22 protein-coding genes and 1 tRNA gene are annotated in these 23,442 nt (G+C 68.0%); 14 read left to right on the top strand and 9 right to left on the bottom strand.

What is annotated here, in order from left to right; all coding sequences use genetic code 11:
- The first annotated feature begins 4 nt into the window (after positions 1 to 4).
- Genes CVA01_RS04635 through CVA01_RS04585 form a run of 11 tightly spaced genes read left to right on the top strand, consistent with a single transcriptional unit; the run spans position 5 to position 10,790 of the window.
- Positions 5 to 1,030, top strand: coding sequence for an inositol monophosphatase family protein (locus CVA01_RS04635; RefSeq protein ID WP_244938153.1), 1,026 nt, complete (start codon positions 5 to 7; stop codon positions 1,028 to 1,030).
- A complete protein-coding gene (gene hisF / locus CVA01_RS04630; protein ID WP_141329000.1) occupies positions 1,027 to 1,803 on the top strand; it encodes an imidazole glycerol phosphate synthase subunit HisF in 777 nt (258 codons plus the stop codon). The genes CVA01_RS04635 and hisF overlap by 4 nt, the downstream gene beginning before the upstream one ends.
- Entirely contained in the window at positions 1,800 to 2,165 is a 366-nt protein-coding gene (gene hisI, locus CVA01_RS04625; protein ID WP_141328998.1) for a phosphoribosyl-AMP cyclohydrolase, read from the top strand. Before hisF ends, hisI begins: the two co-directional genes overlap by 4 nt.
- A gap of 11 nt (positions 2,166 to 2,176) precedes the next feature.
- The gene (locus CVA01_RS04620; protein WP_141328996.1) at positions 2,177 to 3,724 is read left to right on the top strand and encodes an anthranilate synthase component I; all 1,548 of its coding nucleotides are present in this window, start codon (positions 2,177 to 2,179) and stop codon (positions 3,722 to 3,724) included.
- The gene (locus CVA01_RS04615; protein ID WP_234946354.1) at positions 3,721 to 4,428 is read left to right on the top strand and encodes a TIGR02234 family membrane protein; all 708 of its coding nucleotides are present in this window, start codon (positions 3,721 to 3,723) and stop codon (positions 4,426 to 4,428) included. The genes CVA01_RS04620 and CVA01_RS04615 overlap by 4 nt, the downstream gene beginning before the upstream one ends.
- Positions 4,429 to 4,461: 33 nt before the next feature.
- The gene (gene trpC, locus CVA01_RS04610; protein WP_041630519.1) at positions 4,462 to 5,265 is read left to right on the top strand and encodes an indole-3-glycerol phosphate synthase TrpC; all 804 of its coding nucleotides are present in this window, start codon (positions 4,462 to 4,464) and stop codon (positions 5,263 to 5,265) included.
- A 39-nt stretch (positions 5,266 to 5,304) separates the two neighbouring features.
- Complete coding sequence (gene trpB / locus CVA01_RS04605; RefSeq protein ID WP_014009754.1) at positions 5,305 to 6,621, top strand: tryptophan synthase subunit beta; 1,317 nt, start codon at positions 5,305 to 5,307, stop codon at positions 6,619 to 6,621.
- Positions 6,618 to 7,391 (top strand): tryptophan synthase subunit alpha, encoded by a 774-nt coding sequence (gene trpA, locus CVA01_RS04600; RefSeq protein WP_141328994.1) that lies wholly within the window; start codon positions 6,618 to 6,620, stop codon positions 7,389 to 7,391. Before trpB ends, trpA begins: the two co-directional genes overlap by 4 nt.
- A gap of 5 nt (positions 7,392 to 7,396) precedes the next feature.
- The gene (gene lgt / locus CVA01_RS04595) at positions 7,397 to 8,380 is read left to right on the top strand and encodes a prolipoprotein diacylglyceryl transferase (protein WP_141328992.1); all 984 of its coding nucleotides are present in this window, start codon (positions 7,397 to 7,399) and stop codon (positions 8,378 to 8,380) included.
- Positions 8,381 to 8,414: 34 nt separating this feature from the next.
- Positions 8,415 to 9,848, top strand: coding sequence for a pyruvate kinase (pyk, locus tag CVA01_RS04590; RefSeq protein WP_014009757.1), 1,434 nt, complete (start codon positions 8,415 to 8,417; stop codon positions 9,846 to 9,848).
- Positions 9,849 to 9,866: 18 nt separating this feature from the next.
- Positions 9,867 to 10,790 carry a patatin-like phospholipase family protein gene (locus CVA01_RS04585; protein ID WP_141328990.1) on the top strand — a complete coding sequence of 308 codons (924 nt, stop codon included), beginning with the start codon at positions 9,867 to 9,869 and terminating at the stop codon, positions 10,788 to 10,790.
- Here the strand turns inward: CVA01_RS04585 and CVA01_RS04580 are convergent.
- Both CVA01_RS04580 and CVA01_RS04575 read right to left on the bottom strand, forming a co-directional pair.
- A complete protein-coding gene (locus tag CVA01_RS04580) occupies positions 10,772 to 12,007 on the bottom strand; it encodes an amidohydrolase (RefSeq protein ID WP_141328988.1) in 1,236 nt (411 codons plus the stop codon). The two genes, CVA01_RS04585 and CVA01_RS04580, sit on opposite strands and share 19 nt — an antisense overlap.
- Before the next feature lie 21 nt (positions 12,008 to 12,028).
- Entirely contained in the window at positions 12,029 to 13,393 is a 1,365-nt protein-coding gene (locus CVA01_RS04575) for a DUF4921 family protein (protein ID WP_141328986.1), read from the bottom strand.
- A 73-nt stretch (positions 13,394 to 13,466) separates the two neighbouring features.
- Here CVA01_RS04575 and CVA01_RS04570 point away from each other — a divergent pair, with 73 nt between their 5' ends.
- Positions 13,467 to 13,844 (top strand): hypothetical protein, encoded by a 378-nt coding sequence (locus CVA01_RS04570; protein WP_141328984.1) that lies wholly within the window; start codon positions 13,467 to 13,469, stop codon positions 13,842 to 13,844.
- A 200-nt stretch (positions 13,845 to 14,044) separates the two neighbouring features.
- On the opposite strand, the gene ehuA is transcribed toward CVA01_RS04570, so the two are convergent.
- The 3 genes from ehuA to CVA01_RS04555 are packed head-to-tail and all read right to left on the bottom strand — an operon-like array spanning position 14,045 to position 16,736.
- Positions 14,045 to 14,821 carry an ectoine/hydroxyectoine ABC transporter ATP-binding protein EhuA gene (gene ehuA, locus CVA01_RS04565; RefSeq protein ID WP_280528062.1) on the bottom strand — a complete coding sequence of 259 codons (777 nt, stop codon included), beginning with the start codon at positions 14,819 to 14,821 and terminating at the stop codon, positions 14,045 to 14,047.
- Positions 14,821 to 15,792 carry an amino acid ABC transporter permease gene (locus CVA01_RS04560; RefSeq protein WP_141328982.1) on the bottom strand — a complete coding sequence of 324 codons (972 nt, stop codon included), beginning with the start codon at positions 15,790 to 15,792 and terminating at the stop codon, positions 14,821 to 14,823. The genes ehuA and CVA01_RS04560 overlap by 1 nt, the downstream gene beginning before the upstream one ends.
- Positions 15,789 to 16,736: an ABC transporter substrate-binding protein gene (locus CVA01_RS04555; protein WP_014009764.1), complete on the bottom strand. Its 948-nt coding sequence runs from the start codon at positions 16,734 to 16,736 to the stop codon at positions 15,789 to 15,791. The genes CVA01_RS04560 and CVA01_RS04555 overlap by 4 nt, the downstream gene beginning before the upstream one ends.
- A gap of 44 nt (positions 16,737 to 16,780) precedes the next feature.
- Here CVA01_RS04555 and CVA01_RS04550 point away from each other — a divergent pair, with 44 nt between their 5' ends.
- Complete coding sequence (locus CVA01_RS04550; protein ID WP_141328980.1) at positions 16,781 to 18,043, top strand: glutaminase; 1,263 nt, start codon at positions 16,781 to 16,783, stop codon at positions 18,041 to 18,043.
- 12 nt (positions 18,044 to 18,055) lie between these two features.
- Here CVA01_RS04550 and CVA01_RS04545 read toward each other — a convergent pair.
- Together CVA01_RS04545 and CVA01_RS04540 are read right to left on the bottom strand one after the other, a co-directional pair.
- Positions 18,056 to 18,132 (bottom strand) — tRNA-Leu (locus CVA01_RS04545).
- 28 nt (positions 18,133 to 18,160) lie between these two features.
- Positions 18,161 to 18,835, bottom strand: coding sequence for a TetR/AcrR family transcriptional regulator (locus CVA01_RS04540; protein WP_244938152.1), 675 nt, complete (start codon positions 18,833 to 18,835; stop codon positions 18,161 to 18,163).
- Between the two features lie 109 nt (positions 18,836 to 18,944).
- Between CVA01_RS04540 and polA the strand changes: the two genes are divergently transcribed.
- Positions 18,945 to 21,650, top strand: a complete 2,706-nt coding sequence (gene polA / locus CVA01_RS04535) for a DNA polymerase I (protein WP_141328975.1) — start codon at positions 18,945 to 18,947, stop codon at positions 21,648 to 21,650.
- Between the two features lie 24 nt (positions 21,651 to 21,674).
- Here the strand turns inward: polA and CVA01_RS04530 are convergent, their stop codons facing one another.
- Together CVA01_RS04530 and CVA01_RS04525 are read right to left on the bottom strand one after the other, a co-directional pair.
- Complete coding sequence (locus tag CVA01_RS04530; protein WP_141328973.1) at positions 21,675 to 22,382, bottom strand: MgtC/SapB family protein; 708 nt, start codon at positions 22,380 to 22,382, stop codon at positions 21,675 to 21,677.
- 31 nt (positions 22,383 to 22,413) lie between these two features.
- Positions 22,414 to 23,427 carry a DUF368 domain-containing protein gene (locus CVA01_RS04525; RefSeq protein WP_170209699.1) on the bottom strand — a complete coding sequence of 338 codons (1,014 nt, stop codon included), beginning with the start codon at positions 23,425 to 23,427 and terminating at the stop codon, positions 22,414 to 22,416.
- Positions 23,428 to 23,442: the final 15 nt, after the last annotated feature.

Genomic DNA, 23,442 nt, shown 5'->3' with positions numbered 1-23,442 from the left:
TTTTATGACCGACTCATCCGAGGACCGGTTCTCCACCGGAGCGGACGACGCCCCGGAGATCCGTGACGTCAACCTCGTCGACGACGAGATCGACACCCGTGCCCTCCTCGCCATCGCCGAGGCCGCCGTCGACGAGGCGGAGGCGACCTTCACCGCCGCTGTCGGTGCCGACCCGGCGGTGATGAAGAGCCCCGGTGACTTCGCCACCGAAGCCGACCTCTCCGTCGAGCGCCAGCTGCGCACCCTGCTCACGCGCTACACCGGAATGCCGGTCCATGGTGAGGAATACGGCGTGGTCCGTCCCGGCGAGCAGGTCGAGATCAACCCCAACGACGAGTACGCCGATGAATTCGACGGCCCGCAGAGCAAGCCGCCCAAGGGGCCGTCGAACCCGGGTCTCCACGAACTGCCGGAGACCTGCTGGGTCGTCGACCCGATCGACGGCACCGCGAACTACGCCGTCGGCAACCCGTTCTGCTGCATCCTCGTGTCACTGGTCCACAAGGGCGAGGCCGTCGTCGCGGTGTGCGAGATGCCACTGCTCGGCCGCCGGATCACCGCCCGCAAGGGCCACGGCCTGTTCGTCGACGGTCACCCCGCCCGCCGGATGCCGCCCTCGGACCCGGCGATCACCCAGATCGGCTTCGGCTCCATTCTGTCCCAGCGCCGCGGCAACCTGCCGGTGTCCTACCGGCAGGACATGCTCAACGCCATCGGCCGGACCTACCCGCGCATGCGCGTCTCCGGCTCCTGCGGCATCGACCTGGCCTTCACCGCCGCCGGCGTCTTCGGCGGCACCGTGACCTTCAGTCCCAACCTCTGGGACAACTGCGCCGGCATCCTCATGATCCGTGAGAACGGGGGAGTGGTCACCGATTTCGCCGGAAACCGCTGGGTCCCGGGCGTCTCCGGCATCGTCGCCGGTGAAACGGAGGTGCACGCCAATCTGATCCGGCACATCCAGTCAGTGCCGATCGGCACCGCCGCCCGCAATGCCCAGGACGTCAAGGACCGTGGAGGAATCCGATGAGTGTCGCTGTCCGTGTCATCCCCTGTCTCGACGTCGACAACGGTCGCGTCGTCAAGGGGGTCAATTTCGAGAACCTGCGGGATGCCGGTGACCCCGTCGAACTCGCCGCCCGTTACGACGCCGAAGGGGCCGATGAACTGACCTTCCTCGACGTCTCGGCGTCCAAGGACGGCCGTGGCACCATGCTCGACGTGGTACGCCGCACCGCCGACCAGGTGTTCATCCCGCTCACCGTCGGTGGCGGCGTCCGGTCCGAGGACGACGTCGACCAGCTGCTGCGCGCCGGTGCCGACAAGGTCTCCGTGAACACCTCAGCCATCCACCGTCCCGAGCTGCTGCGCGAGCTCTCCGGACGCTTCGGTGCCCAGTGCATCGTGCTCTCCGTCGACGCCCGCCGCGTGCCCGAGGGAGGTGACCCGCAGCCCTCCGGTTTCGAGGTCACCACCCACGGCGGTACCCGTTCCGCCGGACTCGACGCCATCGAGTGGGCCCGCACCGGTGAGGAGCTCGGGGTCGGCGAGATCCTGCTGAACTCGATGGACGGCGACGGCACCCGCGACGGCTTCGACCTGGAGCTCATCAGGGCGGTCCGTGAGGTCGTCTCCATCCCGGTCATCGCCTCCGGCGGCGCCGGAAAGGCCGCCGACTTCCCGCCCGCGGTCGAGGCCGGGGCGGACGCCGTGCTCGCGGCGTCCATCTTCCACTTCGGCGACGTCGCCATCGGCGAGGTCAAGGACGCCATGGCGGGCGCCGGAATCGAGGTCCGGCGATGAGCGACACCCGCAGCGACCCCGCATCCTACGATCTCGACCCGGCCGTCGCCGGGCGGCTCAAGCGCAATGACGCCGGCCTGGTGCCGGCCGTCGTCCAGGAGAACACCACCGGCGAGGTGCTCATGCTCGCCTGGATGGACGACCACGCCCTGGCCCACACCATCGCCACCCGCAAGGGCACCTACTGGTCCCGGTCGCGGGGCGAGTACTGGGTCAAGGGGGAGACCTCCGGGCACACCCAGTACGTCCACGAGGTCCGCCTCGACTGCGACGGCGACACCCTCCTGGTGAAGGTCGACCAGACCGGTGGCGCGTGCCACACCGGGGACCACACCTGTTTCGACGCCGACCGTCTGGCCTAGGATCGTCCGTGATGACTACTGCTGAGTCCGACCCGTACCAGATCACGTCGCTGGAGACCTTCCGTCGACTGGGCGCACGTCACCGCGTCGTCCCCGTCGTCAAGAAGGTCCTCGCCGACGGGGAGAGCGCGCTGAGCGCCTACACCAAACTCGCCGCCGACCGGCCAGGCACCTTCCTGTTCGAGTCCGCGGCCCCCGGGCAGTCCTGGTCACGCCACTCCTTCATCGGCACCGGTGCGCGCTGCGCCCTCGTCGCCCGTGACGGTGAGGCGCACTGGACCGGTGCGGCACCGGACGACCTCGTCGACGGTCCCACCGATCCCGTCGAGGCGGTGCGCCATGCACTGGAGGTGCTGCACACCGAGCCACTGCCCGGACTGCCGACCCTGAGCTCCGGCCTGGTCGGATACATGGGCCACGACATGGTCCGCTACATCGAGGACCTGCCGGACACCTGCGACAACGACCTGCAGGTCCCGGACATGGTCCAGATGCTGGTCGACAATGTGGCCGTGGTCGACCACCACGAGGGCACCGTCTGGCTCATCGCCAACGTGGTGAACTGGGACGGCTCCGACGAGCGGATCGACGAGGCCTATGCAGGCGCGGTCGAGCGCATCGACGAGATGGAGCGTCGCCTGGCCACCCCGTCGACGCTGCCCGCGGTGACCTTCTCCACCCCGGCACCGGAGCCGCGGCGCCAGCGCACCAAGGAGGAGCACATCCGTCGCATCGGACTGTGCAAGGAGCACATCCGTGCCGGAGACGCCTTCCAGATCGTGCTCTCGCAGCGCTTCGAGATGGACACGCAGGTCCCCGGCACCGACATCTACCGGATGCTGCGGGTGTCCAACCCCAGCCCGTACATGTTCCTGCTGAACGTGCCCACCGACGACTTCTCCGGAACCGCCTTCCAGATCATCGGCTCCTCGCCGGAGTCACTGGTCCAGGTCGAGGACGGCCGGGTCACGACCTTCCCGATCGCCGGTTCGCGTCCACGTGGTGCGACCTTCGAGGAGGACGAGCTGCTCGAGAAGGAGCTGCTCGCCGACGAGAAGGAGAACTCCGAGCACCTCATGCTCGTCGACCTGGGACGCAACGACCTCGGCCGGGTGTGCGAGCCCGGTACGGTCGCCGTCCACGACTTCCGGCACGTCGAGAAGTACTCCGCGATCATGCACCTGGTCTCGGGTGTCTCGGGGCGCCTCGCCGAGGGGAAGACCGCCCTCGACGCCTTCGCCGCGACCTTCCCGGCCGGCACGCTGTCCGGTGCGCCGAAGCCTTCGGCACTGGCGATCATCGACGAGCTGGAGGACACCCGCCGTGGTGTCTACGGTGGCACCGTCGGCTACTTCGACTTCTCCGGTAACACCGACCAGGCCATCGCCATCCGCACCGGTCTCTACAAGGACGGCACCGTCTTCGTCCAGGCCGGTGGCGGCATTGTCGCCGACTCCGATCCGGAAGCCGAGGACACCGAGACCAGGAACAAGGCCCTGGCGGTGTTGCGTGCGGTTGCCGCGGCCGAGACCGTCCGACCGGTGGGGGTGGCAGAGTGACGCCCGCGAAAGACACCGTGAAGGACACCGCGACGAAGGCCGTGAAGAAGCGGCTCAACGGACGCAACCTCGCCCTGGTCCTCACCCTGCTCAGCGCGGCGGGGCTGTGGGGCACAGGTCAGATGACCTGGCTGACGGCGTCCGTCGTCGACGACAAGACCGGTGAGTCCACCGAGCAGATCATCGGCCGGGTGTGGGACGCCGCGGGTACCCCGCTGGCGTTGGCCATGCTCGCCGCGATGATCCTGTCGTTCGCGCTGGCCCCGATGGCCCGTCGCGTCCTCGGCGGGATCAGTGCGGCGCTCGCCGCGATCGCAGGGTTCGCCGCGGTGATGCTGCTCGGCGGCGACCCGGACCTGGACCGTGCCCAGCAGCTGCTCACCACCGGCGCGGCGACGCAGAAGTCGACCGACCCGGTGCAGATCTCCGACTGGGCGACGGTCGTCGACGCCTCAGTCCACACCTTCCCCGTGGTCCTGGCGCTGCTGGCTGCGGCGTGCGGTGTGGTGGGTGGCGTCCTGCTGGCGATGAAGCCGGGGGAGGCACGGCAGGGTCACAGCCGCTACGAGACCCCTGAGGCGCGCCGTGAGGGCGTCCTCGAGGACCTCAACGAGGAGCCCGGCTCCGGACGCGTCCTGTGGGACGCGCTCGACGCGGGTGTGGACCCGACGGACCGCGAAGAGTCCGACAAGCGGCCTGATTGAATGGCGGGCGTCACGGGCGGTTACGATAACGCCATGACTGTGCTCGACGAGATCATTGCCGGTGTCCTGGAGGACACCGCCCGCCGCGAGGCCGAGGTCCCCCTCTCCGAGATCAAGGCCCGTGCCCTGGACGCCCCGGCTCCCCTGGACGCCCTCGCCGCCCTCTCCGCCCCCTCCGTCAGTGTCATCGCCGAGGTCAAGCGCGCGAGCCCTTCGAAGGGGCATCTGGCGGAGATCCCGGAGCCGGAGGTGCTGGCCAAGGCCTACGAGGCCAACGGTGCCGCGGTGATCAGCTGCCTCACCGAGCAGCGACGGTTCCACGGGTCCCTGGCGGACTTCGACAAGGTCCGCGCCAATGTGAACATCCCCCTGCTGCGCAAGGACTTCACCACCACCCCGTACCAGATCCATGAGGCCAGGGCGCACGGTGCGGACGTCATCCTGCTCATCGTCGCCGCCCTGGAACAGGACCAGCTCGCCGCTCTGCTGGACCGCACCGAATCCCTGGGCATGACCGCCCTGGTCGAGGTCCACACCGTCGAGGAGGCGGAGCGGGCCGTCGCCGTGGGCGCGAAGGTCATCGGCGTCAACGCCCGCAACCTCAAGACCCTCGAGGTCGACACGGGCGTGTTCAGCAGGATCGCCCCGGTCATCCCCGAAGGGATCGTGAAGGTCGCCGAGTCCGGTGTGAAGTCCAAGACCGATCTGCAGACCTATGCCGCGGGCGGGGCGGACGCCATCCTCGTCGGCGAAGGTCTGGTCACCTCTCCGAACCCGGGCCAGGCCTGCCGGTCGCTGGTGGCCGCCGGCCAGCACCCTGCGTTCCCGCGCGCCTGACAGAAGGCACGTGGGTGTCGCAGGGTACAGTCGGACCCCGTGAGCACTCCCAGTACTGAATCCGCGAAGAACCCCCTGGGTCTCCCCACTGCCGGTGAGGTCATCGCGACCCCCACCGCCCATGACGCCGACGAGCGCGGCCACTGGGGGGACTACGGCGGGCGCTACATCCCCGAGGCCCTCATGGCCGTCGTCACCGAGATCGAGGACGCCTGGGGTAAGGCCCGGGTCGACCCGAACTTCCTGGAGACCCTCGACGACCTGCACCGGAACTACACCGGTCGGCCGTCCCCGCTGTACTACGGCCCGAACTTCTCGAAAGCCGTAGGGGCGAAGGTCTACTTCAAGCGCGAGGACCTGAATCACACCGGCTCGCACAAGATCAACAACGTCCTGGGCCAGGTCCTGCTCGCCAAGCGGATGGGCAAGGACAACGTCATCGCCGAGACCGGTGCCGGCCAGCACGGTGTCGCCACGGCCACCGCGTGTGCCCTGTTGGGGCTGAACTGCCGGATCTACATGGGCGAGGTCGACGCGAAGCGTCAGGCCCTCAACATCGCCCGGATGCGACTGCTCGGCGCGGAGGTCGTCGAGGTCACCGCGGGGTCCGCGACGCTGAAGGACGCCATCAACGAGGCCATGCGTTTCTGGGTCTCCCACGCCGAGGACACCTACTACGCCTTCGGTACCGCCGCCGGCCCGCACCCCTTCCCGGAGATGGTCCGTGACCTGCAGCGCGTCATCGGTGTCGAGGCCCGTGAGCAGATCCTCGCCGCCGAGGGACGCCTGCCGGACGCCGTGCTGGCCTGCGTCGGTGGCGGCTCGAACGCCATCGGTCTCTTCCACCGCTTCATCGACGACGAATCCGTCGCCCTGCTCGGCGCCGAGGCCGGCGGTGACGGTGTGGAGACCGGTCGTCACGCCGCCCCGATCACCGTCGGGTCCGAGGGTGTCTTCCAGGGCTCTTTCGCCGCCCTGATGCAGAACGAGGACGGCCAGATCATCGAGTCCCACTCGATCTCCGCCGGTCTGGACTACCCGGGCGTCGGTCCGGAGCACTCCTTCCTCGCGAACATCGGCCGGGCGGAGTATCTGCCGGTCACCGACACCGAGGCGATGGACGCGTTCCGGCTGCTGACCCGTACCGAGGGCATCATCCCGGCGATCGAGTCCGCGCATGCCGTCGCTCTGGCGGTGAAGATCGCCGCCGAGTACACCGACGGCACCCGTACCACCGCCGACGGCAGGGAGCCGGTGTTCATCGTCAACGTCTCCGGCCGTGGTGACAAGGACGTCGACACCGCCGCGACGTGGTTCAACATGCGCCCTGCCGATTCTGAGGAGAACGCCCGATGACCGCCCTGTCCGACATCTTCACCTCGGCGCGCGCCGAAGGTCGTGCCGCCTTCGTCGGCTATCTCCCGGCCGGCTATCCCACGGTGGGCGGTGCCCTGGAGAACCTGTCCACCCTGGCCCGTCACGCGGACCTTGTCGAGGTCGGTATCCCGTTCAGTGACCCGATGATGGACGGCCCGACGATCCAGGCCGCCGGCACCGAGGCACTGTCCAACGGTTTCCGCGTCCACGACACCTTCGCCGCCGTCGAGGCAGTCGTCGCCGCCGGCAGCAACGCCGTGATCATGAGCTACTGGAATCCGATCCTGCAGTACGGTCCGGAGACGTTCGCCGAGGAGCTCGCCGCCGCCGGCGGCCTCGGCTCGATCATCCCGGACCTGCTGCCGGAGGAGTCGGAGCGCTGGAACGCCGCCTGTGCTGCCAACGGCCTGGACAATGTCTACCTCGTGGCACCCTCGACGACCCCCGAGCGTCTCGACATGACCGTGCGCGCCGGTGGTGGATTCATCTACGCCCAGTCGCACATGGGCGTCACCGGCGCCCAGGAGGACGTCTCCACCGACGCCCGTGGTGTGGTGGACCGGGTCCGCTCGGCCACCGACCTGCCCGTCGCCGTGGGTCTCGGCGTGAAGAGCGGCGACCAGGCTGCCGCCATCGCCGACTACGCCGACGGCGTCATCGTCGGTTCGGCACTGATCACCGCCGCCGGTCAGGGGGTCGATGCCCTTGACGCGCTGGCCGCCGACCTGCACGACGGCGTCCGGCGGTGACATCGATGACCGTCACGAACCTCGCGTCCATCCCGTCGCCGCCCCAGGGCGTCTGGCACCTCGGGCCGATCACTCTGCGGGCCTACGCACTGTGCATCCTCGTCGGCATCGTCGTCGCCGTGTGGTGGACGGTGCGCCGCTACGTCGCCCGGGGTGGTGACGGTAACACCGTCATCGACTGCGCGATCGCCGCGGTCCCCGCCGGCATCATCGGTGGTCGCGTCTACCACGTCATCACCGACCACGACAAGTACTTCGGTGAGGGGAAGGAGTGGACGGACGCCCTGAACATCACCAACGGTGGCCTCGGCATCTGGGGTGCCGTCGTTTTCGGTGGGCTGGCCGTGTGGGGTGTCCTGCGATACAAGAAGCTGCCGCTGGCGCCCTTCGCGGACGCCGTCGCCCCACCGATCCTGTTCGCCCAGGCCATCGGTCGACTGGGCAACTGGTTCAACCAGGAGCTCTACGGCGGAGATTCCGACGCGCCCTGGGCGCTGGAGATCTACCGACGGGTCGATGAGAACGGCAACATCAGCAACATGGACGGCGTCTCCGACGGGTTCGTTCTGCAGACCGTCCAGCCGACCTTCCTCTACGAGCTGCTGTGGAACCTGCTCATCGTCGCACTGCTGGTCTGGGCCGACCGCCGGTTCCGCCTCGGCGGTGGCCGGGTGTTCATGCTCTACGTCGCCGGCTACACCTTCGGCCGGTTCTTCATCGAGCTGCTGCGCACCGATGAGGCGACCACCGTCTTCGGTGACGTGCGTATCAACTCGGTGACCTCCGGTGTGGTCTTCATCTGTGCGGTGGCACTGTTCATCGCCACGCGGAAGCGGACCAGGGAGGACCCCTCCGAGGTCAACGCGGGGCGTCCGGTGGGGGAGCCGGAGGAGGACCGCGACGCAGCCGCTGAGACGAATGCCGGGGCGGACGCTGAAAAGAGTCTGGCCGACGGCGCACAGGACGGTACGGAGTCCGCCCCTCAGTAGCGTCCACCAGGGTGCAGGGCTATCCTCGGGAACCGTGAGTAGACGAACCAAGATCGTATGCACCCTCGGCCCCGCAGTGGCCTCCCAGGACAAGATCCGGGAGCTCGTGGACGCCGGGATGAACGTGGCCCGCCTGAATTTCTCCCACGGCGAGCACGCGGACCACCAGCAGAACTACGAGTGGGTGCGGGCGGCCTCCGAGGCCACCGGCAAGCCGGTCGGCGTCCTCGCCGACCTGCAGGGCCCGAAGATCCGGCTCGGCCGGTTCGTCGAGGAGAAGACCTACTGGGCCGACGGTGAGGAGATCCGCATCACCGTCGACGACGTGCCCGGCACCCACGACCGCGTCTCGACGACCTACAAGCAGCTCGCGCGGGACGCCAAGCCCGGCGACCGCCTGCTCGTCGACGACGGCAAGGTCGGCCTGGTCTGCACGTCCGTCGAGGGCAACGACGTGATCTGCGAGGTCACCGAAGGTGGCCCGGTCTCCAACAACAAGGGCGTCTCCCTGCCCGGCATGGACATCTCCGTGCCGGCCCTGTCCGAGAAGGACATCGACGACCTGCGCTTCGCCCTGAAGATGGGCGCCGACGTCATTGCCCTGTCCTTCGTCCGGTCCCCGGCCGACGTCGAACTCGTCCACGAGATCATGGACGAGGAAGGACGCCGCGTCCCGGTCATCGCGAAGCTGGAGAAGCCCGAGGCGGTCGACGCCCTTGAGCCGATCATCCTGGCCTTTGACGCCGTCATGGTCGCCCGTGGTGACCTCGGTGTCGAGGTGCCGCTGGAGGAGGTGCCGCTGGTGCAGAAGCGGGCCATCCAGATCGCCCGTGAGAACGCCAAGCCGGTCATCGTCGCCACCCAGATGCTGGACTCGATGATCGAGAACTCCCGGCCGACCCGTGCGGAGGCCTCCGACGTCGCCAACGCCGTGCTCGACGGTGCGGACGCCGTCATGCTCTCCGGTGAGACCTCCGTGGGCAAGTACCCGGTCGGGACCGTGAAGACCATGGCCCGCATCGTGCTCGCCGCCGAGATCGACGGTGAGGTGCCGCCGCTGAGCCACTCGCCGCGCACCAAGCGTGGCGTGATCAGCTACGCCGCCAAGGATGTCGGTGAGCGGCTCAACGCCCGCGCACTGATCGCCTTCACCGCCTCCGGTGACACGGCCCGCCGCATCGCCCGGCTCCGCTCGCCGCTGCCGCTGCTGGTGTTCACCCCCTCCGAGGCGGTGCGCAACCAGCTCGCCCTGACCTGGGGTGCGCGGACCTTCCTCACCGAGCAGGTGCACACCACCGACGAGATCATGCAGGAGGTTGACCGCCTGCTGCTCGCCGAGGACGACTTCGGTCCCGATGACCTGGTGGTCATCGCCGCAGGTTCGCCTCCCGGAGTGGAGGGCAACACCAACATGATCCACGTCCACCTGCTCGGTGAGGACCTCACCGTGCCCCCGGCGGACAAGTAGCCCACAGGCAGGAGTTCCATGGCCAGTTCCCCGGTCACCACAGCACACGAGACAGCACTCCTCCTCGAGGGAGGTGGAATGCGGGCGGCGTACTCCGCCGGAATAGTCGATGTGCTCATGTCACACGGGGTGCAGTTCGGCTGGGTTGGCGGCATCTCCGCCGGCGCGAGCCACCTGGTCAGTTACCTGACAGGGGAGCGGGACCGGCTGCGGCGGAATTTCGTGGACTTCGTCCTGGAACCGGAGTTCGGGGGCTGGAGCCACCTGCTGCGGGGGCGGGGCTTCTTCAACGCCGAGTACATCTACGGCCGCGCACCGGGGCTGGATCTGCCGCGACCCTATGACTTCGGTCTGGTGACGGACTCTCCGACGCAGTTCCGGATCGGTGCGACCAGGGCGGACACCGGCGAGGGCGTCTACTGGGGGCGAGAGGACATCACCGAGGCCTCGGATCTGCTGATCCGGGTGCGGGCGTCCTCGACCATCCCGTTCGCGATGCCGGTACCGCGGATCGACGGGGCGCCCTATGCCGACGGTGCCTTCGGATCGTCCGGCGGCGTGCCGCTGGACGCGGCAGAGGCCGACGGCTACGACCGGTTCTTCGCCGTGCTCACCCAGCCCCGCGGCTACTTCAAGGACGGGATCTCCCGGCCACGGCTGACGAAGACCTTCCTGCGCCGCTGGCCCGGCCTGGCGGACGCGATGGTGACCCGCCACGAGCGGTACAACGCGACGATGGAGCGGCTCTACGAGCTGGAGGCGCGGGGGAAGGCCGTGCTGGTCTTCCCGGAGGACGCCACCCGCCTGGTGAGCTCCACCGAGCGGGACATCCGGGTGCTGCGCAGCTCCATGTACACCGGCGTGGCGCAGGCGCTGCGCCAGTGGCCGGAGTGGGAGGAGTTCCTCGGTGCCGAGGCTCCCGCTCACTCCCTCCAGAGGTAGGCCAGCAGCGCGGCGGTGGCGGCGTCCGCGGTGGTGCGCACCGACTCCTTCGTCGGCAGGAAATTGCCGGAGTGGTTGGTGGGGACATCCTGGTTGACCCGGTCGGCCTCCACCGCGGCGTCCCAGACGGCGCGGTCGGTGCAGCCGACGAGCAGGAACTCATAGGGCACTCCGAAGTGCCGGGGGATCTCCGAGAAGTCCTCGGAGGCGGTCCAGCGGGGTGCATCGGCGGAATCCTCGCCGAAGACGGCGTCCAGCACGGGGCGGACCGCGTCATGGACCTCGGCGTCATTGTCGGTGAGTTCGCCGTGGGCAGAGTAGACGATGTCTGCCGGGGCCGGTGTGCCGGAGGCCACGCACTCGGCCTGGACGATGCGCTCGATGGCGGCGTAGGTCCGGTCGCGGACCTTCGTGTCGTAGAACCGGCAGTTGAGTACCAGGGTGGCTACGTCGGGGATGGTGTTGTTCGTGTGGCCGGAGCTCAGCGTCCCCACGGAGACCACGCCGAAGTCCTCTGCGGCGATCTCGCGGCCGACGATACCCTGCAGTCGTACCACGATCATCGCCGCGAGATACGTCGGGTCGATCGAGTTGTGCGGGGAGGAGGCGTGCGCCGAGATGCCGTGGAGGGTGACCGTGATCGTGTCGCAGGCCGCCATCACGGGTCCGGCAGCCGAGTACACCGTGCCCGAAGGACCGGGGTAGACGTGCGCGCCGAGGCAGACATCCGGGGCGGGGATCTTCTCGGCCAGACCGTCGTCGATCATCGACGAGGCACCCCGGGTGACCTCCTCGGCCGGCTGGAACAGGGCGATGAAGGTGCCGGACCAGACGTCCCGGCGGGCATCGAGGATCTCACAGGCGGCCATCAGGCCCGTGGTGTGGACATCATGCCCGCAGGCGTGCATCACTCCCGGCTTCTTCGAGGCGTAGGACGCCCCGGTGGTCTCGGTGACGGGCAGGGCGTCGAAGTCCGCCCGGTAGAGCACCGTGGGGCCCTCGCCGTTGCGCCAGACGGCGGTGATGCCGTGACCACCGATGTCATGGGTGACCTCGCAGTCCATCGTCGCCAGACGGGACAGGATGTGCTTCGCGGTCTGCTCCTCCTGCTCGGACAGTTCAGGATGCTCGTGCATCCAGGTGTAGAAACTGTCCGTCCAGGACTGGTCGACGCCGGGATCGGCGATGAACTCGGCGATATCGGGGAGGGTGCTCATGGCCTCCACTCTATCCCCGGGTCAGCGCACGGCCGGGTTGTACTTCAACGTGTTGCGCTGGAAGACGCACTCATTGCCCAGCCGGAGGTCCGGGGCGAGGCGTCCCTCCTCCCGGGCGGTGAGCAGCGCAGCCAGGACCTGCTCCTTGAGCGCCTTCGGGGAGATCGTGTTGATGAAGATCTTTGTGCCGCCCTCGAAGCCGGCCAGGGTGGAGGTGCGCCACTTGATGACGATGCGCCACGGCATGGGCACGTCGACGTCCAGCGGGCGGTGCAGCCACTCCTCGTTGGACGGTGTCTCTGTCCCGGCGGCGACATGGCAGGCGTGGACCAGGTCGGAGACGGCGTCGCGCTCCTCGTCCTTCATCAGCCACGGCTCGGTGGTCGCCGACTTGGAGAAGACCTCCAGCGTCGGACCACGGTGGCCGAAACCGGCGAAGGCGATGGCGTGGTCGTTCTCCGCGAAGATGAGGTTGTGGTGGCCGGCGTAGTCCACCGCCCACTCGTTGTACATGTTCGGGTTACTGCGGACCTGGGCGATCTCCGTCTCGTTCTGCAGGCCGTGCTCGTCGATGGCGACGAGCTGCTTGTGCAGGTGCTCCACGCTCGCACCCGCCGGTGCCAGCCAGTTCTGGAAGGCCGCGACGTAGCGGACGTAGGGGTTGGCGCGGTAGAGCCGGTCCATGGCGTCCACCGTGAAGGCGATGTAAAGGCGGTGGGTCTCCCAGCCGAGGTCACCGGAACCGCAGAGCTGGTCACTGCTGGTGGCGCCCGGGATGTAGTGGTCGCGGGCGAGGATCACGTCGTGGCCACCGCCGAAGAAGGCGCCGCCCTTCTCGTGGACGGTCTGGAACGTCTTCTCGTCGCTGAAAGCGTCGTCGATCTCCTCCGCGGGGACTCCGGCGCGCTCCATCTTGGTGCGCAGCAGGCCGGCGATGTGCTCCACCCCGGCGTCCTCGGCGAGGTACTCGGCCATGTGGCGGGCGGCGGTGGCGTCCATCCGGTGGCCGTAGTTCACCGTCCAGTAGTTGTAGGTGAGGATCTCGTAGAGGTTGGCCACGCGCCGGAACAACGGGTCGGTCTGCTCCAGTTGCGAGACCGTGAGGCCGCGGAGGATGCGGGGTTCGCCGTTGTCGTCGATGACCAGGCGGGCCTTCTCCGGCGTGGTCTTCAGCTTGTTGCCGATGCCGAAGTCGGTCTGCGTGTCCCGGTTGTCCTCCGTGATGGCGAACGCCGCCGGACCGTGGTGGGGGACCGGGCGGTGTGCGCGACCGGGCACGGTCCAGACCTCGGTGCCCGAGAACGGGTTGACCTGCTTGATCGTGCCGTCGGGCAGCGTGGTGAGCGGTGGGACGGGTGCCGGGTTCATCGGGGAGTGACCAATCACACGTACAGGGTAACCCTTCGATGTTCCGGGTGCTTCTGGCAGGCATAGGTGAGGGGGTGCTTTACTGGGTCTCATGCCACAGATCGTGTTCAGCATCCTCGCGACTCCGGAGCAGCGCTCGGAGATCAGTGAAGACTTCCGCCAACTTCTCGCCGTCAACACCGATGTCCTCACCGCGCACCTGGACGTCCGCACTGACATCGCCACAGATCCCAGTCTGGAAGAGGTGTGGAAGGACTACGGTTTCGTGGACCTCACCCAGGACGCCCCTGAACCCGCTGCCCTGGTCATCGACGTCAAGGAGCACAAGGGCAGCATCAGTGGACTGTCCATGCGCCTGTCGGAGGTGCTCACCGAGCGCGAGAAGCAGCCCTCCGAGGCGTTGTACCAGGAGATCCTCGATGACCCGGGTAAGCCCCGGGTGCCCTGGCACGTCGACGTGCGGCCGTAACCGGTCGTAGAACCGGACTCAGCAGGTACCGCATCCCCGCACACCGGTTGTCGGCGTCATGAGTTCAGACCCGGCGTCATGAGAAAATCGCGGTTCATCCAGGTGAACCGCGATTTTCTCATGACACGGGGGCGGTTGTCATGACGTGATGGGCGATCCGGGGACCCCGCCGTAGTCCGTGGCCCGGTAACAGCCGACGATCAGTCGAGGATGCTCGACAGGAATGCCCGGGTGCGCTCCTCCTTCGGGTTGCTGATGACCTCGCGACCCGGACCGTGCTCCACGATGCGGCCGTCGGCCATGAAGGCCACCTGGTCGGCGACCTCCCGGGCGAAGCCCATCTCGTGGGTGACCACGAGCATCGTCATGCCGTCATCGGCCAGCCGGCGCATGACGGCCAGCACCTCGCCGACCAGCTCCGGGTCCAGCGCGGACGTCGGCTCGTCGAAGAGCATGAGCTTCGGACGCATCGCCAGTGCACGGGCGATCGCCACACGCTGCTGCTGACCACCGGAGAGCTGGACCGGCCAGGCGTCCGCCTTGTCTGCCAGACCGACCTGGTCCAGCAGCTCGCGGGCGTAGGCCTCCGCCTCCGCCCTCGACTCACCCTTGACCTTCACCGGGGCCTCGGTGATGTTGGCCAGCACGGTGCGGTGGGGGAAGAGGTTGAAGGACTGGAAGACCATGCCGATATCGGCGCGCTGCTTCGCGGCGTCCCGCTCGGAGATCTCGTGGAGCCGACCGTCCTTCTCCCGGTAGCCGATGAGGTCGCCCTCGACCTCGATGCGTCCGGCGTCGATCTGCTCCAGGTGGTTCACGCACCGCAGCAGGGTGGACTTGCCCGAACCGGACGGGCCGATGAGGCAGGTCACCGATCCGGCGGGCACGTCGAAGTCGATGCCCTTGAGCACATCGAGGGAACCGAAGCGCTTCCAGACGTCACGGAAGGCGATCATCGGGGTGTCTGTGTTGCTCATCAGCGGTTTCCCTTCTTGTCATCGTCGGAGACGCCCGGGGTGCCGGGGCCCACGATCTTCACGTTGGCCGGGGGGATGCCCTCGGCGTCTGTCATGGCGGCGAGCTGACGGCTGGTCAGCGTGCGAGAGGAACCGCGGGAGTAGTACTTCTCCAGGTAGTGCTGGCCGACCATGAGGATCGAGGTGATCGCCAGGTACCAGGTCGCCGCGACGAGCAGCATCGGCACCGGGTCGAACATGGCGTAGGCGATGTCGGTGGACCGGCCGTAGATCTCCCCGGCGTAGGGCACCGCGATGACCAGCGAGGTGGTCTTCAGCATGCTGATCAGCTCATTGCCTGTCGGCGGGATGATGATCCGCATCGCCTGGGGCAGCACCGTGCGGCGCATGGTCTGCCACCAGGTCATGCCCAGGGCCTTCGAGGCCTCGGTCTGCCCTTCGGGAACGGACTGCAGGCCGGCGCGGACGATCTCGGCCATGTAGGCGGACTCGTTGAGTCCCAGACCGACGAAGGCGAGGACGAAGAAGTTCTTCAGGAAGCCCTCGACGCTCACCTCGGCGAACCCGACGCTGATGCTGTGGTAGATCGACCCGAGCAGACCCCAGAACACCAGCTGGACGTAGACCGGCGTCCCGCGGAAAATCCAGAGGTAGACCCAGGAGAAACCGCGCATCACCGGGTTCGGCGACATCCGCAGTACAGCCATGACCGCACCGAGGATGATGCCTATCGCCATGGCCAGCACGGTGAGGGCGAGGGTGTGCAGTGCCGCTTCGGCGATCCGGCTGTCGAAGAGGTAGTCGACGTAGGTGTCCCAGCCGTAGGCGTCCTTGGTCAGGGCGCCGATGATGAACCAGGCCGCGAGCGCCAGCAGGATCACCGCGGCGACGATGCGCCCCGGATGACGCAGCGGGACGACCTCGTTGTCGACCGGACGGGACCCGGCGGGGCGGGTGTCAGGTGTACTCACTGCTCAATCTCCTTGGTGTTCACGGTGGCGGTGTCGATCATCCCGTCGGTCAGACCCCACGGGTTGAGGATGTCCTCGTAGTCACCCGAGTCCATGAGGTACTGGAGGGCCGCGGCGAAGACCGGGACGAGTTCCGAGTTCTTGGCGAAGGCCCAGCCGAAGGGGGTCGTGTCGAAGGCGTCACCGGCGGGGATGAGCTTGCCCTCGGAACGCTGGATGGCGTAGTCGGTGACCGCCGAGTCCGAGCTCATCGCGTCCGCCCTGCCCAGCGCGGTGGCGGTGGACGCCGCATTCGCCGACTCGTAGACCAGTTTCGTCAGCTCAGGTTTGCCTTCCGCCGCACATTCGTCGGCCTTGACCTGCACATCGTCGGTGTCGGAGTAGGTGCCCTTCTGCACCGCGACGGTGAGCCCGCAGGCGTCCTGCGGATCGACGGTCTTACCCGGGGTCGTCGCCCAGGAGATGCCGGAGGTGTAGAAGTCGACGAAGTCGTAGTTCTTCTGCCGTTCCTCGGTGTCCGAGAAGCCGGAGACACCGATGTCCACGGTGCCGCCGTCGATAGACGGGAGGATGAGGTTGAAGTCCTGCTGACGGAAGGTCACGTCGAGGCCCAGCAGTGCGGCGGTGGCGTTGACCAGGTCGACCTCGAAACCGATGATGTTGCCGTCCGGGTCCTTGAACTGGTTCGGCGGGAAGGTCGGATTCGTGCTGGCCCGCAGGGTGCCGCCGTCGCGGTACTGGTCGGGCAGCAGGGCCTGGAGTTCGGGCACCGGGTCGGGCAGGGTGTCCACCCAGCCGTCGGGGTTCGCGGACTCCGTGTTGGTCACGCAGGCGGTGAGACCTGCGACGGACGCCGTCAGGGCGACCGCCGCGATGACCGATCTGGTGGGTCGGTGTCTCCTCCGCCCCGCACGACTCCGTCGGGAGCTTGTGGGGGTTGTCATGGCCCTGATCTTAGGGGACGCGGGGGTCGGTACCCTCGGTCACCATGGAGATCCCGCTGAGAAGTTACCTCGACGACATCCTCGACGACGTCCGCCCGCACGATGACGGCGCCGTCGCCGACTACATCCCCGAACTCGCAGCCGCCGACCCGGAACCCCTGGCGGTTGCCCTCTGCACCTCGGCGGGGCGGGTCTACAGTGCCGGCGGTCCGCACGCAGACGACGAGCGGGAGTTCACCATCCAGTCGATCTCCAAGCCTTTCGCCTATGCGGTGGCGTTGCAGGAGGTGGGGGTCGAGAAGGTCCTCTCCACGGTCGGCATGGAGCCCTCCGGTGAGGCCTTCAACGAACTCTCCCTCGACGGCGGGACGCACCGACCGGTCAACCCCATGATCAACGCCGGTGCGATTGCGGTGAACCAGCTCATCAACGGTGAGGATTCCTCCGTGGCGGCCCGCGTCGAGGTGCTGCTGGACTACTTCTCCCGCCTGGCCGGCAGGGAACTGCGCATCGACGAGCGCGTCACCGGTTCCGAGCTGGCGACCGCCGACCGCAACCTCGCCCTGGCGCACATGCTGCGCAGTTACGGGGTCATCGGGGATTCCGCGCAGGACGCCGTCACCGGCTACATCCGCCAGTGCTCGATCCTCGTCACGGTGAAGGACCTGGCGGTCATGGGCGCGACACTGGCCCTGGGAGGACGCCAGCCGGTCACCGGTGAGCAGGTGCTCGACCCGCGGGTGTGCCGGCAGGTGCAGGCCGTGATGGCGTCGGCGGGTATGTACGACGGGGCAGGGAAGTGGATGGCCGGTGTCGGTATCCCCGCCAAGTCCGGCGTCGCCGGGGGTCTGATGGGCACCCTGCCCGGGCAGCTCGGCATCGCCACCTTCTCGCCCCGGTTGGATGCCTCGGGCAACAGCGTCCGCGGCACGGAGATCTTCCGGAGGATGTCGGAGGACATGGGGCTGCACCTGATGTCCGCGGTGCCGGCCCGGGGCTCGGCGGTGCGCAGTATCCGGCAGCGCGGGCTGGGTACCGTCATCCGGCTGCAGGGCGGTCTGGGATTCGCCGGGGCAGAGGACTTCCTGGCCACCGTCGCCGGTCATGAACTGAAGACGAACCGGGTGGTGGTCGACATGCGCCGGGTCACCGATGTCGACGGCTTCGGCCGCGCCATGGTGCTGGAGGGGCTGCGGCGTATCCGGGAGGACGGTCACCGGATCGGTGTCATCGACCCGGACGGTCTGCTCGGAGACCGGACGATGGATGACGGTACGAGTGTGGAGACCTCCGACGAGGAGGTCTGAGGTGGACTGATGTGGTCCCCCGGGTCGGACTCGAACCGACACTGAACGGGTTTTGAATCCGTTGCCTCTGCCAATTGGGCTACCGGGGGATGCCGCCGTCAGCGACAGCGGTTGATCCTACTGGACAGAACCGGCCTCGCCGTTCAGCGCCCCCTGGATCACGGAACCGTAGTAGTCGACGAAGGCGTCGACCCGGTCGGACACGAAAAAGTCCTCGGTCACCAGGCGGCGCATCAGCGACAGCCCGGCGAGCATGGACATCGCGGCTTCGGCGCGGGTCTCGGCGTCCATCCCGGAATCCGCGGACTCGGCGTCCGGACTGGGGGATTCCTCCTGGATCTTCTTCACCAGCCAGTCGACGACCTGCTCACGGTAGACCCGACCGATGGCGTCGACGATGTGGCGGTTACCGCCGGAATCGGCGAGCCGGTGCACGATCGAGTTCGGGGAATCCGCCGGGGACGTCACCGCGATGCGTGTGAGGTGCTGGCCGAGCTCACCGAAGGGGACCTCGTTGAGGCGGTCCGCCGTCGCGGAGAAGTCCAGCTGGGACTCGAAGAGATTCTCCTTGGTGCCGAAGTACTTGATGATGAGCGGAGCGCTCACCCCGACATCCGCGGCGATCTCCTTGAGGGAGACCTCCGCGTAGGGGCGCTCAGAGAACACCTTGCGAGCCGAGAGGAGGATCTCCCGCCGGGTGTCCACGGACCGGCGACGTGGCGGCAGCTTGTTCTGGATGCCGACGACATTCGTCTGCCGGGGGCCACCGGCCCTCGAAGTCTGGTCAGTCATGGCGACTAGGATAACCCGCAGACACCCCGGCGACGTGATTGCCGGGGTAATGAAGACCACATTCTGTCGCCCACTCCTACCCCGACATGCCCGCATGCAGGAAGGTTCCATGACTGACGCCGCCCCCTCGACCGCTTCCGGACGCCCCACCCTGCTGCTCCTGGACGGCCATTCCCTGGCGTTCCGGGCCTTCTACGCACTGCCCGCACAGAACTTCTCGACGACCGGCGGCCAGCACACCAATGCGGTCTACGGTTTTCTCGGGATGCTTCTCGGTCTCGTCGAGAACGAACATCCCACCCACATCGCCACCGCCTTCGACCTCTCGGGCCCGACGTTTCGCTCGGAGACCTTCCCGGAGTACAAGGCACAGCGTCCCTCTACTCCGCCGGAGTTCCACGGCCAGGTGGAGCTCATCCAGGAGACCCTGCAGGCCCTCGGCGTCACCACGCTGACCAAGGAGGCCTACGAGGCAGACGACATCATCGCCACGCTCGCCACGCGCGGGGCGGCGGCCGGGATGCGGGTGCTGATCTGCACCGGCGACCGGGACAGCTTCCAGCTCGTCACCGAGGACGTCACCGTGCTCTACACCCTCAAGGGGGTCTCCGAGCTCGACCGGTTCACCCCGGCGCGGGTGGAGGAGAAGTACGGCGTCACCCCGACGCAGTACCCCGATCTCGCCGCGCTGCGCGGAGACACCTCCGACAACATGCCCGGTGTGCCCGGCGTGGGCCCGAAGACCGCGCAGAAGTGGATCACCGGCTACGGCAGTCTCGAGGGCGTCGTCGAGCACAAGGACGAAATCGGCGGCAAGGTCGGCCAGAACCTGCGCGACCACCTCGCCGACGTCCTGCTGGCCCGCAACATCACCGAGATGGTCCGCGACCTCGACCTCGGGGAGGCAGGTCAGCTCGAGGCACTGACGCCCGGTACGCCGGACCCCACAGCGTCCCTCGACATGTTCGAGGCCCTCCAGTTCGGTACGACGCTGCGCAACCGCGCCTTCCGGACCTTCGGTGTGGAGTTCGAGGACGGCGAGGCCGCCGCCCTGACCATGGATGCGCCGGCCACCGGAAAGCTCACCACCTGGTTGACGAAGCACGCCGGGTGGAAGGTGAACCGTCCCGCGGGGGATGCTGCGGTGCACCGTCCGCTCGCCGTCACCGTCACAGGTGTGGGGACGCCTGCGGGAGGACGCGCCGACCGGATCGCCCTGCTCGACCCCGTGGTGGGAGAGGACGGTGCGCTGCATGCCGTGGACATCGACCTCACCGACCAGGACCCCGCCGACGAAGCCACCCTGCGGGCCTGGCTGGCTGACCGGGGTGCGCCGAAGTGGGTCCATGACGCCAAGGCGGAGTGGCACAAGCTCAACGGTTCCGGCCTGGTGCTCGCCGGGGTGGAGCAGGATACGGCCCTGGCCGCCTACCTGCTGCGGCCTGACCTGCGGACCGGAGACCTCGCCGACGTCGTGCAACGTCACGTCGGCCACGAGATCACCGCAGACGCGCCGGGTGCGGTGTGTGCCCAGGCGACCGCCGAACTCGTCGCGGCGCTGACCCCCGAACTGGCGGAGATCGGTGCCATGGAGCTCTACCTCGACCTGGAGGTGCCGTTGGCCACCGTGCTGGCGAAGATGGAGGCGACCGGTATCTCGGTGGACGCGGCGTCCCTGCGGGACCTCTCCGACGAGTACGGCGTGCAGATCGAGGCCGAGATCGCCGAGGCCCGCACCATCGCCGGTGACGACACACTGAACCTGTCGAGTCCGAAGCAGCTGCAGAAGGTCCTCTTCGAGACCCTGGAACTGCCGAAGACGAAGAAGACGAAGACCGGGTACTCCACGGCCGCCGGCGAACTCGAGAAGCTCGCCGCGTCCCACCCGCACCCCTTCCTCGGACACCTCATGGCGCACCGTGAGTACCAGAAGATGAAGTCCACCATCGACGGGCTCATCGAGGCCGTCGCCGACGACGGACGCATCCACACCACCTTCAACCAGCGCGGTGCGGCCACCGGACGCCTGTCCTCGTCAGACCCGAACCTGCAGAACATCCCGGTGCGGACCGAGGCCGGACGCCGCATCCGCGGGGCCTTCCGTGTCGGTACCGGCTACGCCACCCTCATCACCGCCGACTACTCGCAGATCGAGATGCGCGTCATGGCGCACCTGTCCCAGGACCCGGGCCTCATCGAGGCGTACCGGGCGGGGGAGGACCTGCACAACTACGTCGGCTCGAAGGTCTTCGATGTGCCGGTCGAGCATGTCACCCCGGAACTGCGTCGGCGGGTCAAGGCGATGAGTTACGGCCTGGTGTACGGACTCAGCGCCTTCGGCCTGTCCCAGCAGCTGCGGATCTCCGCCGGCGAGGCGAAGCAGATCATGGACAACTACTTCGAGCGCTTCGGCGGGGTGAAGCGCTATCTCGACGAGGTGGTCGCCCACGCCAAGGAGACCGGGTACACCGAGACGCTCTACGGACGTCGCCGCTACCTGCCGGAGCTGAACTCCTCGAACCGGGTCGCCGCCGAGGCCGCCGGTCGTGCCGCACTCAATGCGCCGATCCAGGGCACGGCCGCGGACATCATCAAGCGGGCCATGCTGCGGGTGGACGCGGAGTTCACGCGCCGGGACCTGGCGTCCCGCGTCCTGCTGCAGGTCCATGACGAACTCGTCGTCGAGGTCGTGGACGGGGAGCAGGACGTGGTCACGGAGATCCTGCGTGAACAGATGGACGGCGCCGCGGACCTGCGGGTGCCGCTGGACGTCTCCACCGGCGTCGGGTCCGACTGGGACACCGCGGGGCACTGATCCGGCGACGGGCCGGTTTTCGGCTCAGTCGTCGTCTTCCTCGGTGAGGACACGGACCGACTGCACCCCGGGCATGCCGGACAGGGAGGCGACCAGGTCATCGGGGGAGTGACGGCCGGTGAGACCCAGATGCAGACCGGTCCGGTCGTCGTCGAGGTCGGTGCGTTGGCCGGCCTCCTGTACCGACCAGCCGTGATCGGTGATGGTGGTGAGAATGCCACGCAGCAGTCCACGGCCGTCGTCGTAGACCACGCTGATCTGGACGCGGGTGTCGCCGCCGGGGAGGATGCGGGACAGGGCCCGGAGGCCGTAGGTGATGACGAAGTGCAGCACGGTGACGGTCAGGGCGAGCAGCCAGAGTCCGGCACCGGCGGCGGTACCGATCGCCGCGGTCTCCCACACGCTCGCGGCGGTGGTCAGTCCGAGGACGGTGTTGCGCCGGGTGAGGATCAGTCCGGCGCCGAGGAAGCTGATGCCCGAGACGATGCCGGCGGCGACGCGGGATGGGTCGAAACTGACGTGGTCTCCGATGACGTCGCTGAAGCCGTACTTGCTCACCAGCACGAACAGTGCGGAGGCGGTTCCGACGATCGCCTGGGTGCGCAGGCCGGCGTTGCGTCCGCGGAGGCGTCGTTCCAGCCCGATGAGGGTGCTGAGGACGAACGCCAGCAGGAGCAGGGCGATCTGCTCGGTGCCCTGCCCCGCGAAGGTGTCGGTCGCCAAGTGAACCATGACGACAGGTTACGCGAGAGTCACCGCGTGTTCACCCCTCAGTGACGGTGCTCCGGCCGGCCTGTGCGGCCTCGCGCCGACGCTTCATGACCTGCTCGACGGCGACCATTGCGCCGACGACGGCGGCGCCGAGGAGGAAGAGGAGGATGGCGAGGCCGGCCTGCTCCCCAGGGGCGTGCAGAGTGACAGTCTCGCCTTCCTCACCCTCCTGCCAGGGCCACAGGGCCCGCAGTGAACCGAGCAGCATGCCGGTCATGGTGAACAGGGTGAGGGTGCGGGCGCGGGTCAGCAGGGTCTCCATGACCCGGACGAACAGCACGAGGCCGGTGAGGGCGCCGAGGCCGAAGACGGCGATATAGCCGAGGTCGAGGTCGCTGACGGCGTCCAGTGTGGCAGTGTAGATGCCGATCGCGTAGAGGAAGAAGGAACCTGAGACTCCGGGCAGGATCAGTGCACACACGGCGACGGCGGCGGCGATGAACACCAGCAGCTTGCCGGGGTTGTCGTTGTCGGAGGCGGAGAAGCCGGTGGCGATGAAGGTGAAGGCGGCGCCGATGAGGAACAGGGGGACCGCGACCGGGAGACGTTTTCTCAGGTCCGTCCAGTTGATCATCAGCAGTGGAACGGCGAGGGAGACAGTGACCATGCCGAGGAACAGGGCACGGGAGGGGACCTCATGGTCCTCGACGACGTCGCCGATGATGCCGGCCAGGGCGAAGACCGTGAGGACCATCCCGATGCCCATGGGCAGCAGCATCGTCCAGTCGACGGCCTTTATCCGGCGCATGCCTTCGGCCCGGTCCTTCGGCCAGATCTTCACGCCGTCGAGCAGACGGTTGGCGTTGTAGAGGACTCGTTCGTAGGCACCGGTCACCAGTGCGACGGTGCCGCCGGAGATGCCGGGGACGAGTTCGGCGGAGCCGATGAGGCCACCGCGTACCGCATTGAAGGCGATGTTCCCGGGGGTGCGGGGAGTGGGCGGGAAAGCGGGCTGCGGGGCACCGGAGTGCGCGCCCGGATCGTTACTCTCGTTCACCTGGGTCATGGTACCGGCCATTGT

This window comes from Corynebacterium variabile, from assembly GCF_006539825.1.
Taxonomy (GTDB): Bacteria; Actinomycetota; Actinomycetes; order Mycobacteriales; family Mycobacteriaceae; genus Corynebacterium; species Corynebacterium variabile.
The sequence above is the reverse complement of the archived record's forward strand: the minus strand, read 5'-3'. Positions and strand labels throughout refer to the sequence as shown.